General features: G+C 45.9%; 11 protein-coding genes. 9 read left to right on the top strand and 2 right to left on the bottom strand.

Annotation, left to right across the window (positions count from 1 at the left end; genetic code table 11):
* The first annotated feature begins 16 nt into the window (after positions 1 to 16).
* From H0913_RS15855 to H0913_RS15830, 6 genes are all read left to right on the top strand, one after another.
* On the top strand, positions 17 to 1,207 hold the full coding sequence (locus tag H0913_RS15855) for a CaiB/BaiF CoA transferase family protein (RefSeq protein ID WP_181477582.1): 1,191 nt from the start codon (positions 17 to 19) through the stop codon (positions 1,205 to 1,207).
* Positions 1,204 to 2,340 (top strand): acyl-CoA dehydrogenase family protein, encoded by a 1,137-nt coding sequence (locus H0913_RS15850; RefSeq protein WP_132496621.1) that lies wholly within the window; start codon positions 1,204 to 1,206, stop codon positions 2,338 to 2,340. The genes H0913_RS15855 and H0913_RS15850 overlap by 4 nt, the downstream gene beginning before the upstream one ends.
* Positions 2,341 to 2,622: 282 nt before the next feature.
* Positions 2,623 to 4,062, top strand: a complete 1,440-nt coding sequence (locus tag H0913_RS15845) for a purine-cytosine permease family protein (protein ID WP_154603483.1) — start codon at positions 2,623 to 2,625, stop codon at positions 4,060 to 4,062.
* A gap of 138 nt (positions 4,063 to 4,200) precedes the next feature.
* Positions 4,201 to 4,956, top strand: coding sequence for an electron transfer flavoprotein subunit beta/FixA family protein (locus tag H0913_RS15840; RefSeq protein WP_181477581.1), 756 nt, complete (start codon positions 4,201 to 4,203; stop codon positions 4,954 to 4,956).
* Between the two features lie 14 nt (positions 4,957 to 4,970).
* Positions 4,971 to 5,921: an electron transfer flavoprotein subunit alpha/FixB family protein gene (locus H0913_RS15835; protein WP_154638810.1), complete on the top strand. Its 951-nt coding sequence runs from the start codon at positions 4,971 to 4,973 to the stop codon at positions 5,919 to 5,921.
* An 11-nt stretch (positions 5,922 to 5,932) separates the two neighbouring features.
* The gene (locus tag H0913_RS15830) at positions 5,933 to 7,615 is read left to right on the top strand and encodes an electron transfer flavoprotein-ubiquinone oxidoreductase (protein ID WP_181477580.1); all 1,683 of its coding nucleotides are present in this window, start codon (positions 5,933 to 5,935) and stop codon (positions 7,613 to 7,615) included.
* 189 nt (positions 7,616 to 7,804) lie between these two features.
* On the opposite strand, the gene H0913_RS15825 is transcribed toward H0913_RS15830, so the two are convergent.
* Entirely contained in the window at positions 7,805 to 8,518 is a 714-nt protein-coding gene (locus H0913_RS15825; RefSeq protein ID WP_154603479.1) for a UTRA domain-containing protein, read from the bottom strand.
* Positions 8,519 to 8,948: 430 nt separating this feature from the next.
* Here H0913_RS15825 and H0913_RS15820 point away from each other — a divergent pair, with 430 nt between their 5' ends.
* Both H0913_RS15820 and H0913_RS15815 read left to right on the top strand, forming a co-directional pair.
* Entirely contained in the window at positions 8,949 to 10,052 is a 1,104-nt protein-coding gene (locus tag H0913_RS15820; protein ID WP_232368797.1) for a hypothetical protein, read from the top strand.
* A complete protein-coding gene (locus H0913_RS15815) occupies positions 10,052 to 11,182 on the top strand; it encodes a hypothetical protein (protein WP_181477578.1) in 1,131 nt (376 codons plus the stop codon). Before H0913_RS15820 ends, H0913_RS15815 begins: the two co-directional genes overlap by 1 nt.
* Positions 11,183 to 11,266: 84 nt before the next feature.
* On the opposite strand, the gene H0913_RS15810 is transcribed toward H0913_RS15815, so the two are convergent.
* A complete protein-coding gene (locus tag H0913_RS15810; RefSeq protein WP_181477577.1) occupies positions 11,267 to 12,559 on the bottom strand; it encodes an MFS transporter in 1,293 nt (430 codons plus the stop codon).
* Positions 12,560 to 12,816: 257 nt separating this feature from the next.
* Here H0913_RS15810 and H0913_RS15805 point away from each other — a divergent pair, with 257 nt between their 5' ends.
* Positions 12,817 to 13,173, top strand: a complete 357-nt coding sequence (locus H0913_RS15805) for a YcgJ family protein (protein WP_154603475.1) — start codon at positions 12,817 to 12,819, stop codon at positions 13,171 to 13,173.
* Positions 13,174 to 13,282 lie beyond the last annotated feature (109 nt).

The raw sequence follows: 13,282 nt of genomic DNA, 5'->3' as shown, positions 1-13,282 counted from the left end.
ACATAAGGAATTCACGATGAATGCGGCAATGACTCAAAAACCACACGGGCCTCTGGCTGGGATCAAAGTGATTGATTTAAGCCGTGTGCTAGCAGGGCCTTACTGCACTGGCATGATGGCAGACTTGGGCGCAGAAGTGATCAAAATCGAAGTGCCTGATCATGGTGATGATAGCCGTCATCTTGGTCCTTTTATTGATGGTGAAAGTGTTTATTACGGGCTGATCAATCGCGGAAAACGCAGCATTGAGTTAGATCTTAAAGATGATGGCGATCGTCAGATTTTATTCCAATTGATCAAAGAGAGTGATGTGGTGGTGGAGAACTTCCGCCCCGGCGTCACCAAGCGTCTTGGGATCAATTTCGATAGCGTCAAACAGATTAATCCCAACATTATCTACGCCAGCATTTCAGGATTTGGGCAAAACAGCCCCCTTGCGAGCTATCCAGCGTATGACATTGTGGCACAGGCCATGTCTGGGTTGATGAGCGTGACAGGCTCCCCAGAGTCGGGTCCTACGCGCAGTGGAGAATCCATCGGGGATGTCTGTGCGGGCGTATTTGCCTCATGGGCGATTAGCAGCGCACTGTTTGCTCGCGAACGTCACGGTGAAGGTGCGCAATATCTGGATGTTGCCATGGTGGATGTGCTGCTCAGTATGCAGCTCACTGGGTTATCTAACTTATTTGCAAATGGTAAGGCGCCAAGTTTAGTGGGTAATCGTCACCCTGTTTCCACGCCGTTTGATACTTACCAAGCAAAAGATGGTTTGGTGGTGATCGCGATTGCCAGTGAAAAACTGTTCCAGCGTTTCTGTGAATGTATGGGGAAACCGGAGCTATCCCAAGACCCGCGTTACTTGAATGACCCGACTCGTACGGTAAACCAAGCGGCGCTACGTGAAGAAATTGAGCGCTGGACAGGAACAAAAAGTGTCGAGGAAGTGTGTGACTTACTCCTGAATGCTGGCGTTCCTGCCTCACCGATTCACAATTTACAGCAAGCGACGCAAAGTGAGCATGCCGAAGTTCGCCAAGTATTAACCCACTTAAATGATGGCGGTACTCCTCTGATTTCTCAGCCTGTTTTCTTTAATGGCGTGAAACCGAAGGTCACCCAAAGAGCCCCTGTTCTTGGGGAAGGCAATGAACGCTATAAATCAGCAGCCACAACCACAACGATAAAAAGCGCGGAGACGATGCAATGAGTTTTGATATTAATGAAACCGAGTACGCCATTGTAGAGGCCGTTGAAAAAGTGTGTCGCGATATCCTGCAAGCGAACGCTCAACGCTATGACGAAGAAGAAATTTTTTGTGCGGAAAGCTTAACCGCGCTGGGTGAAATGGGCTGTTGGGGAATTAACTTACCGGAGCAATATGGCGGCTTTGGGATTGGCAGTATTGCCATGAGCATGATTGTTGAAGCAGTGGCGGCTGCCTGCGCCTCGACATCATCCGCATTGACCGCCCATTTCTTAGCGACTGATTCTATCCTGATTGGCGGAACAGAAGAGCAAAAAAATTATTGGTTACCTAAAGCCGCAAGCGGTGAATTACTGGGTGCGTTTGGATTAACAGAGCCAGCCGCAGGTTCAAACCCCGCGGATATGCGTACCACAGCAACCCGTGAAAATGGCGGTTGGCGCATTCGTGGCAACAAACACTATATTACCAATGCCAAAGAAGCGGATTTTATTGTGCTGTATGCCAAAACGGATGTTGAAGCCGGAGCTCGTGGCATTAGCGCGTTTATGATCCCGAAAGGAACAGAAGGCGTCGCGTTCTCTCACCCAGAAAAAACCATGGGACTGCGTGGTAGCACTATCTATGAGTTAGCACTTAACTGCTGGTTACCTGAATCGGCATTACTAGGCGAAGAGGGCAAGGGTTTCCATACGGCGATGGAAGTGTTGGATAAAGGTCGTGTAGAAGTGGCGGCAACGTCATTGGGGATCGCCCGTGCAGCCATGGAAAGTACATTAGGCTGGGTGAAAGAGCGCCAGATTGGTAAGAAGCCCCTGGCAGCCTATCAAGGGACGCAATGGAAGCTTGCTGATATGCACACCCAGCTGGAAGCCGCGCGTATGCTGACATGGAACGCGGCTGAGCTGCGCGATTCTGGACAGCGCTTTAGTTTGCAATCAGCCACCGCAAAACTGTTTGCGGCGGAATGCGCCGGTTTTGTGACGGATGCCGCGCTGCAATTGCATGGGGGGTATGGTTATATTCGCGATCTACCCCTAGAGCGCTATGTACGAGATGCCCGCATTTTGCGTATCTTTGAAGGGACGTCAGAAATTCAAAAAATCATTATTTCGCGCGCCGTTCTCGACGCTTAATTTTGATGTGATCGACCCGATAGGTAAGACAGGACTTATCGGGGTTTTTCCAGCTATGAGTATCTAAGCAATAACAGGAGCACTACCCTGACAACAGGATCATGGACTTAAAAACACAACAACAATCAGGTTTAAGAATGTATTTCAATTATTAATGACGGGTAGATAAAACAATAACATACCTGCATCACGTCAAATGTCTGTGCTCACAACATAGAGAATTCATTACTGACGACTAATTGGTTCATTCTTTAAGCCAGCCTTGCTTAAAGAGGAATTACCATGACAGTTTCCAACGATATCATCGGGCAAAAGCAGTCTCGCCAAGATAATGTTCCGCTTATCGAAGCACGTTCCATTGACTATATTCCTGAATCTGAGAGACACGGGACGTTGTCGAGCCAATTCACACTGTGGTTTGGGGCTAACTTACAAATCACCGCAATCGTCACCGGTGCGCTAGCGGTTGTACTGGGGGGCGATGTCTTTTGGTCGTTGATTGGCTTGTTTATCGGCCAATTACTGGGGGGCGCGGTTATGGCGCTCCATGCAGTACAAGGTCCGAAGCTGGGTCTACCTCAAATGATCTCCAGCCGCGTGCAGTTTGGGGTTTATGGTGCGGTCATCCCGATTTTATTAGTCTGCATGATGTACGTCGGATTCTCGGCCAGTGGGACAGTATTGGCGGGGCAGGCTGTGGGGCAATTACTGAATGTCAGTGATTGGATGGGGATCGTGATTTTTGGGATTGTGATCATCGGTATCACTATCTGCGGTTACCGCATCATCCACATTCTCGGTAAAGTGGCGAGTGTCGTCGGCGTTATCGCCTTCTTCTACCTGTTCTTCCGTCTGTTCTATATGAATGACGTCTCGGTATTATTATCAAATCGTCATTTCGATTGGACAAATTTCCTATTAGCGATGTCGCTATCGGCTTCTTGGCAGATTGCATTTGGCCCTTATGTGGCGGATTACTCCCGTTATTTGCCAACCAAAACCCCAACCATTAAAGCGTTTTTAGCGGTGGGTTCAGGTACGGTGATCGGGACTCAAGCCTCGATGATCCTAGGGGTGTTTGCGGCAGCGCTTGCTGGCAATCAATTTGCGGGTCATGAAGTTTCCTACATTGTTGGCTTAGGCAGCACGGGCTTAATTGCAGCGCTGCTGTATATCAGCATTTTCTTTGGCAAAGTGACGATTACCGCGCTGAATGCTTACGGTAGCTTTATGTCGATGGCGGCGATTTGGTGTGGTTTCCGTGGTAAACACCAGATTTCCCGTGGGCAGCGTCTGTTCTTTATTATCCTCATGGTGAGCTTTTCGACGGCTTTAGGTCTGGCTGGGCAACATTCATTCTTAAAACTGTTCTCGGCTTTCTTGCTGTTTTTATTAGCGTTCTTTACGCCATGGAGTGCGATTAACTTAGTGGATTACTACTGGGTGACGAAAGGTCGCTACGATGTTCCGCAATTATCCAACCCGAATGGCCGTTATGGTCGCTGGAACAAAGTGGGGATCATCACCTACGTGGTTGGCGTATTGATCCAAATGCCATTTATTGCCACCGGATTCTATACAGGCCCGTTGGTCGATAGCCTAGGCGGCGTGGATATTTCGTGGATTGTCGGTTTAGTGGCCACCAGTATCATCTACTATGTCGCGGTAAAAATTTGGCCAATGTCAGTGGCGCCAAGCCTGATATTGCCAGAAACCAAATAAGGTTTATTTCTTAGGTAACATCTTAATTTTCCAACGATAAAAATAGTCAGTGACGGCGTCCTAGCAGTGAAAATATTCACTGCTATGGGCTCCCTCAACTCAAAAATAGCAGTAACAAAGTGCGCGATAGGAGTGGTTATGAAAATTTTAGTCGCAGTAAAACGGGTCATTGACCATAACGTCAAAGTACGGGTTAAAGCCGATGGCTCTGGAGTTGAGCTGGCGAATGTCAAAATGGCGATGAACCCGTTTGATGAGATTGCGGTAGAAGAGGCGGTACGCTTGAAAGAAGCGGGCAAAGCTACCGAAGTAGTTGCAGTCTCCATTGGTGAAGCCACGGCGCAAGATACGCTGCGTAGTGCAATGGCGATTGGGGCTGACCGAGCCATTTTGATTCAAAAGCCAGTAGAAATGGTGTTAGAGCCGCTGGATATTGCCCGCCTTTTGCAGCAAGTGGTGAGTCAAGAGCAACCGGATTTAATTTTACTCGGCAAGCAAGCTATTGATGATGATTGCAACCAAACTGGGCAAATGCTTTCGGCGCTATTGGGTTGTGCACAAGCGACATTTGCTTCGCAGATTGTGGTCGAGGGCGAAACGTTGCAAGTCACGCGTGAAATCGATGGCGGCTTAGAAACCTTATCCATGGGATTGCCTGCGATTGTGACTACCGACTTGCGTTTAAATGAACCTCGCTATGCCACATTGCCTAACATCATGAAGGCAAAGAAAAAACCATTAGACATCATTGATATTTCCACACTGAATTTTAGCCCATTAGAGCAAGTAAAAATCGTCAACGTGATGGAACCGAAAAAGCGTTCTGGGCAGTGCACCATGTTGAATGATGCCGCCACGTTAGTGACTGAACTGCAAGCCAAAGAAGTGATTTAACAGGGAGCCTGAACATGAGCCAATTATCCGTTTTAGTCGTTGTTGAGCACGATAACCAAACCATTAAATCTTCAACCTATAACAGCATAACGGCGGCACGCGAAATCATTGCACAGGGCGGAAGCTTGCATGTGCTGGTGTCGGGAAGCCAAGTGGCTGCGGTGGCACAATCCGCGGCATCCATTCTCGGCGTCGAAAAAGTCATAACCGTCGATGCCGAACCGCTCAAAAATGCGCTGGCGGAATCCATGACGAGCGCGGTGGTTGCCGTGGCGCAGGGCTATAGCCACATTATCTTTCCTGCGACCACATTTGGTAAAAACATTGCCCCTCGCGTCGCTGCCACGCTGGGTATTTCCCAGATTTCGGATATTACCCAAGTGGTGGATGCACAAACGTTTGTCCGCCCAATTTATGCCGGAAATGCGTTGGCGACGGTGCAAAACAATGGCAATCAGGTGGTGATCACCGTACGCAGCTCAGCATTTTCAGGAGCGGCTGCAACCCAGTCCCCTGTAGGAATCGAACCTGTGTCTGTTGCACAGTTCACCCAACTTTCGGCGCTCACTAGCCAGTCATTAACCCAGATGAGCCGTGCGGAATTAAGCTCTGCCAAAGTGGTGATTTCAGGGGGGCGCGGTTTAAGTTCCGGTGAGAATTTTGCTTTGCTGGAAACCATTGCCGACAAATTAGGGGCTGCGGTGGGGGCTTCCCGTGCGGCAGTGGATGCGGGGTATGTGCCAAATGATTATCAAGTCGGACAAACGGGCAAGATCGTCGCGCCAGATCTGTATATTGCAGTTGGGATCTCCGGCGCCATTCAACATATCGCGGGCATGAAAGAGAGCAAAGTGATCGTGGCGATTAACAGCGATCCGGAAGCGCCGATTTTCCAAGTGGCAGACTACGGCATTGTGGGGGATCTGTTTGAGATCTTACCTGAATTTGATAAAGCGCTGGCGTAGGAGAGAGCAAAATGACTATCGACAATAGCGCGAATGTTTCGGCGTCTTGTGCGCGAGAATCCATGGAGTTTGATGTCCTGATTGTCGGTGGTGGGCCCGCAGGATTATCGGCGGCAATTCGCATTAAACAGCTCTCGTTACAAACCGGTCGGGAGCTTAGCGTCTGCTTAATTGATAAAGGCGCCGAAGTTGGGGCTCATATTTTATCGGGCGCAGTGATCGATCCGCGTGGACTGAATGAGTTATTACCCGACTGGCAGCAAACCATTTCTGCCTCACTCACCGCCGTCAGTGAAGATCGTTTTTTATGGCTCAAAGAGAACAAAGCCAGCAAATTGCCATTATCTTTGTTACCTGCTTGCCTGAAAAACCACGGTAATGTGATTGGCAGCCTTGGGCAAGTCAGCGCAGCACTTGCAGTAGAAGCGGAGCAACTCGGTGTCGATATTTTCCCGGGGTTTGCGGCTACCGAAATCCTTTTTGATGATGCAGGACAGGTTATTGGCGTCACCACTGGCGACATGGGGCTAGACAAACAGGGCAACCCGACAGCCATGTATCAAGCCGGTATGAACCTGTTAGCCAAAATGACTTTTTTCGCTGAAGGGTGCCGAGGGCAACTGGGTAAACAGTTAATTGCTCATTTTGATTTAGCGGCAAACCGCGGTAAACAGACTTATGGACTGGGCCTTAAAGAGATTTGGCAAATTCCTAAAGAGCAGCATCAAGCGGGGCTCGTGGTGCATTCAATCGGCTGGCCGTTGGATAACCAAACCTATGGGGGCGGATTCGCGTACCACTATGGGGAAAACTTAGTCGCTGTGGGGCTGGTGGTAGGGCTGAATTATGAAAATCCTTATTTATCCCCATTCGATGAATTTCAGCGTTTAAAAACTCATCCTGCCTTCAGTGCTTTTTTGCAAGGAGGTGAGCGCGTGAGTTATGGGGCGCGTACCATGGTGGCGGGGGGGTTATCCGCATTACCAGAGCTAAGCTTCCCCGGCGGTGCATTAATTGGCGATGATGCAGGTTTTTTGAATGCAGCGCGCATTAAAGGTAGCCACTGCGCGGTGAAAAGCGGCATGTTAGCGGCAGAGGCTTTATTTGAATCGTTCGTCGAAGATAGCGTCGATTACGCAGAATTTACCCGCCAATTTCAGCAAAAGTTCGAACAAAGCTGGTTGTATGACGAACTTTATCAGACCCGTAATTTCAAGCCGTATATGAAAAAAGGGTTAGTGATGGGGTCGTTAATGTTCGGGGCTGAGCAATGGTTATTAAAGGGGCGTAGCCCTTGGACGCTTAAACTCAAACGGGATGATCACCAAGGGCTTAGGCCTGCCAGTGAATTTCAGCCGATCCATTATCCAAAACCGGATGGCAAACTGTCATTTGATAAACCCTCATCGGTGTTTTTATCCAATACAAACCATGCAGAAGAGCAGCCTTGCCACTTACGTTTAAAAGATAATGAAATTCCTATTCGCGTGAATTTATCCACTTATGCTTCACCGGAAACGCGATATTGCCCTGCGGGTGTGTATGAAATAGTGAATGATCAGGCGCAGGAAAAACTGCAAATAAATGCGCAGAACTGCCTGCATTGCAAAGCGTGTGATATCAAAGACCCTCTGCAAAATATTACGTGGACAGCACCGCAAGGGGGAGAAGGACCTATTTATCAAGGCATGTAGTTATCTTTGTTGTGAGAAAATGATTTGTTGTGATGTTGATGTGTTGATACCTGACGTAATGTCTGTGATGTGGAGATTATCGAACGGTATTTTCGTTGTTTATCAGTCGTTTTGGGGCCAGAGTGCCCCATTTTTTATGCTTGTTTTATTTGGTAACAGCTTTATTTGATGAATGTTTATTACCAAAGATTAACTTTCAATGCGGGAATGTAATTTCAATTTATAGCGGGAGCCTGCGCTGATCATATTGACGTAGCTGATCAACGTGCTGCCTGTCCATGTACGGCGGCTTAGCTGCAAACAAGGGGCATGTTCTTTGATGGATAAGGCTTGAGCGATAGGCTTAGTGGCCAAAATTGCTTCAATGGTGTGCTCCATTTCACTGACAGGGAAATGGCGCTGTAAATAGCCGCTTGGAGTTTCACTATTGCCAAAATGCTGCTGAACAAATTCAGGGGCAATACTATGATTCACATAGCGTTCCTCTAGCATCAGTGGAATGTCATTTTCAAAATGCAGCATTTTGCAGTAGCCAATATCGCTGCCTTCCGTGACACCAAGTTGTAGGGCAATTTCTGCAGTGGCAGGGATGATTTTTAGCTGTAGCTGGTGGCCTGCATATTTATTCCCACTAACTGAAATTTCATCAAAAATATCAAAGGCTTTGGTGACGGGGAGTTCATGCTTTTGAGTAGCAACAAAAGTCCCTTTTCCTGCAATCCGATTTAAGATACCTTTCTGGCTGAGTTCAGAAATCGCTTTATTTACCGTCATACGGCTAACATTAAATTGGGCACATAACTCAAGTTCAGTGGGGATCTGAGTTTCGGGTTTGAAAATCCCTAAATCAATACTCCGTAGGATGTAAGATTGAATTTGCTTGTAGGCCGGTTTTGATGTCATCGCGTTTATTCAAATTTGTCGTTAACGGTAGGGATAAAATAACGGTTTCTTGGGATGTAATGTATTCAAAATAACTCATCTGCGCCAGTCTAGCAGTAATTATTTCCTTTACTAGAGTCTGGTTGCATTTTAAGAGTAAAACAGGCATTTATCAGCTTTTAACTGATTGCCTTTGAGCCTGTAATTATCTGAATTGTTCTAGTATAGGGCAAGTTTAACTAGGGCAATATACCTTTATTTATTATCATAATGTTAAATTAACTATAACAAATAGGCATCATTGATGGGTGTTCAATATTTTCACGTTAAGCTAATTCAGTGCGATTATAAACAGGTTTCACCAGAGGGCATGGTGAGACTAATAACTTCGGATAAAGTGTTTTTTTTCAATGCTGAAGATTTTGAAAACAGTCAAATATTTTTGGAACGATTGAATAAAGACGACACGTTGATTATTTCTGCTGAACAACTGAATGATGGGAGCTATTGGCTCAATTGGGTGTATCACCCAGAACATGGCCGTTTGGAACCTGATAGAAACCTTAAATTTGACAAAGGGTTAGTAAAGCAGTACCTGCTTTCTTTTGGGCTTGCTGCACTCTTTATCCCCGCATTTTTTTGCGTGTTTAATGATGAAGAGAGCACATGGTTAATTGTTTTAGGGTCATTATTAGGCATGGCGGCTTTTGTGGGGGCTGTTCTGCTGTCTATGTGCATTTCACAAACCTTCACTATTTTTAGCCGAAAACGAAAAACCATCTTACGCGCATTAGATTTAGTGATAGCGGGCAAGTTTCAGGTAATTTCTGGCGAAAGTCTGATTCAGATTGAAGGAATTAAAAACCCGAAATCCAAACCACTCAAAATAAATTCTCGAAAGCAAAAGCCTATCCCTGAAACCGCGTTACAGGTGACAAAAGGCAAAGTGAATATTAAGAGTATCAAGACGATTGAATATTATTATCGTGGGGGAACATACACCCGCAATGAAGTAGAGCTTCAAGTGAATAAAAGCCATTTAAACCTCAAGTTAGATGGCTCAAAACCCTTCTTTAATAACCACAGCTTTTTTCTCGCTCAAGGGGATGAGGTAGAAGTCTATCACTCCAAAGTCGAAGATGGGTTTCCTGATAGCGTCGTATTTGGTCTGTATAACCACCAAGATAATTTAGCTTACACGTTGTCTGCCCGAGGTATGGCGCAAGAACGCGGACTGTATCTGGCGTTATGGGGGATCACGGGCATTATTTTGGCATTATTCTTGGCGATTTTTGGCGCGACAGCAATTAGCGATATTGTTGACAGGGGAAATCACTGGGATTATTGGGATTGGCTGTATTTGCTCGATAATGACCTGATATTTATTGGTTTTGCCAGCTCGATAACATTGGGTATCTGTTTCTTAATTGCCCTTGGTATGGCGGCTTATTATCGATTTTCGAAACGGGGTAATGGCTATTACCAAACCCAAGCTGTCTTGAGCGCATTACGACGCCAACAAGGTAAAGACACTTATGTTATGGAGGTACGCTAATGAATCCATTTCTAAGTTGGCGTTTTCTGGTGACGGGTGCCGTTTTCTTGGTGTGTATTGGATCAACATTGATACTGGTATTTGGTGGGAATGATACGCCATGGCAGTGGAAAGAGAATAGCCAAGAGAGCAATGCTTATATTGCGGATTATGATTATGCCAAAACGTATCCTGCGAAAGACGGCACGCTGATCATTGCCCAGAAAAATGGCCGCTCATCCTACTATTACAATCGGTCAGATTTGTTTTCGCCTGCACAGGAAGATAGTTATCAGGTGTTATTTGCCAATAAAGATGGCGTGCGTTTTATCACGCAATTTAGCGACAGTTTTTATAACGCGGTGTGTGAAGAGTCTCAGTGCCTTTTAATGGTGCGCGATGGGTATCGTACTGTGAATTTAGCGGATAATTCGATTACGCCTCTAACACCTTGGAAAGATGGGTATGGTGAATACATTTATGCGGCAATTACCGGGAAAATGTACCAAAGTGGTCAGGGGGAGCCTTATGTCTTGATCGACAACCAAAAGATCTTCACCAGCACGGATAAAGGGCTTACGTGGCAATATTTGATGGATCCACGTGAGCTTGTGAAGCGTTTTTATCCTGAAGAAATCGCGGATAATTCGACATTTTCTTATGCGGTTCATGATGGCAATGTGATTGTGTGGTACAGCTACGGTAACGAAATGGGCTCTCTTGAAGTGGTGGTGAACATCGCGCAGAAAAACGTAGTGAGCCATCGATGGTTGCCTATTCGTATTAATGAGGCGGTTCAGAATCAGAAAGGGGATATTTATTTGGCGGCTCAAGAGCCTTCCCGCCGATTATTTTCCCTTTATCAGTATCAAGATGGGAATTTTAAGCTAATCAAGGAAGCGGGTTATAACCATCTGCAAGATATGGTTATCTGGGACGATGGCTTGTTGGTGATGGAATCAGCGAGAAGCGGACAGAAATGTTTGATCCTCGATTTTGCTAGCAATCAATTGCATCGCCGCTCAGAGCTAGAATGGTATCAAAAATTATATATTCCTGAATTACGTGGGTTTATTGAATTATCAAGTAATTACAGTGATTTGCCAGCGTTAACCGCAGGTGAGAAGGTACATTATCGTCTCGCGTATTAATTTCAAAGTATTAGTTTCAAAATTGAATAGGGGCGATATGCCCCTATTTGCCAATTTACCTCTATTTACTGGCTAACCCGCTATCTATGGGCATTTTCGTGGTAGTAAAATCACGGCTGTTGCCGCTATCACCGCCACCACCGAGAAGGCGATAAAGTTCCAGCTGGTCGCTATCCCCAAACTGGCGATATACGCACCAAACATAGGCCCCGTCATCGCACCAATTCGTGAGAAACTTAATGCCCAGCCAGTCGCTGAAGCACGGGCTTTTGATGGGTAATAATTGGCGATGTAGCCAGTTAAAATCAGCGCTGCGGAAATACTGCCGACCCCAGCAAACGCCACAAGTAAATAGTTAATATAGATATTTTGTTTGAAAACCATGCAGCCAATGCCTATCGCGCCGAGCAAGAAGAAAAAGGCAACCGAGCCGCGAACGCCGCGTTTATCTGCAATTTTTCCTAAGAATAAGCCCCCTAATGCGGATGCTAAGCTAAATACCACAAGGAAAGTTAGGCTGGAACCTAAGTTATAGCCTTCTTTGCGCATAATCGACGGTAGCCAGGTATTTAAGCCATACACCAGCAACATGCCGCAGAATAGGGCTATCCAGAAACACGCGGTTGCGCGCAAATGTGTCCACGCAAAAACCACGGAGACTATCTCTTTCAAACGTTGAGGTTGCTGTTTTTGCTGTGCGGGTGGAGCTTGATATTCAACGTCTAATTTCTGTGCCAGAGATTGTGCTTCGGTGTGGCGCCCTTTGTGAGTTAGAAATTCAAGGGATTCAGGCAAGATACGTGCCATCGGCCAAATTAACAAAAGCGGTAATGCACCAAAGCCAATCACACTGCGCCATCCAAATTGTTCTAGCAACCACATAGCGACCAGTGCGGCGCTGAGGATCCCCAATGAGTAGCCGGAATACATAATGCCGTAGTTAAAAGAACGTTTTTCAGCAGGGGAATATTCGATGGTCAACGCGGCTGCTACGGGAATAACACCCCCGAGTCCAACGCCACCAATAAAACGCATCAACCCAAACATCCAAGGTGTTGGGGCAAGGGCAGCGGCAAGCATCGTCAATGAAAAGAGCGTGACGCAGGCTAAAAGCATACGGCGGCGCCCGTAGAGTTCACTCAGCGTACCGATAATAAATGCCCCAAAAAACATGCCGACTAAAGCGTAGCTGCTAAGAGCGCCAAGTTCTAAAGGGGTGAGATTCCACTGTTTATATTCTGCGAGAGTGGGAAGAACAGCGCCCATCACGCCAACATCATAGCCTTCAAATAAAATGCTCATCCAGCAGATAAATAACACTTTCGAGGTGGTTTTTGTGGTGCCAAAAGATTTAATCGCGACTGTCTCTGTTGTCATACATCACTCTCTTATGGGGTGCTTAGTTGGGTTGAATGCAGAGTTGCAGGTATTTTTATTATTTAAATTGCCGCTTATACACTCATCTTTTCTGCAATAAATAACAATTGAAAGTGTTAATGAAAAGTTTAAATCATGCACTAAGTGGATAGAGTTAGCAGTAAACATTAAATAGTGGTGACGACTGGGAATTTATCCACAAAATAAAACTCTAATGTGATATTGCAGTTGTGTTATTACTCAAAAAAAGGCGTTATATGAACTTAAAAGCAGTGTGTCTCGTAGGGCTTGCGATCGCGGCATTACCAATGTTGGCGTCAGCAAAATCGACTTCAGCCTTAAAATCCCCAGAAAAGAATGTGTTATGCGATAAATATGTGTGCGTTAGCGCCAAAGAGGGCGTTTCTGTTGCACTAACGAAAAAATACTTAGGTGATAAACGCGCGAAAGCAATTGAGCAAGGTGGCGATTTTGATAAAACGGCGATGACGTTTGCCAATGGAATTTTTTGCGATATTAACGAGCAAAAATGCCATGTGGATCGTTACTTTGAGGCGGATGGTAAGCGAAGCGCAGTATCTAAAGAGTACACTCAAAAACTGTTTGGAAAATAATAGTTATATTTAGATTGTTAAAATCCTTACTAAAAGTAAAGCCTTTGTATAAGGCTTTACTTAATTAAAATAAATTCGATTTTAAATGACTTTTTAACGTTAGAAAATT

The organism is Providencia rettgeri (assembly GCF_013702265.1).
Taxonomy (GTDB): domain Bacteria; phylum Pseudomonadota; class Gammaproteobacteria; order Enterobacterales; family Enterobacteriaceae; genus Providencia; species Providencia zhijiangensis.
This window is presented reverse-complemented; position numbering and strand designations above follow the sequence as displayed.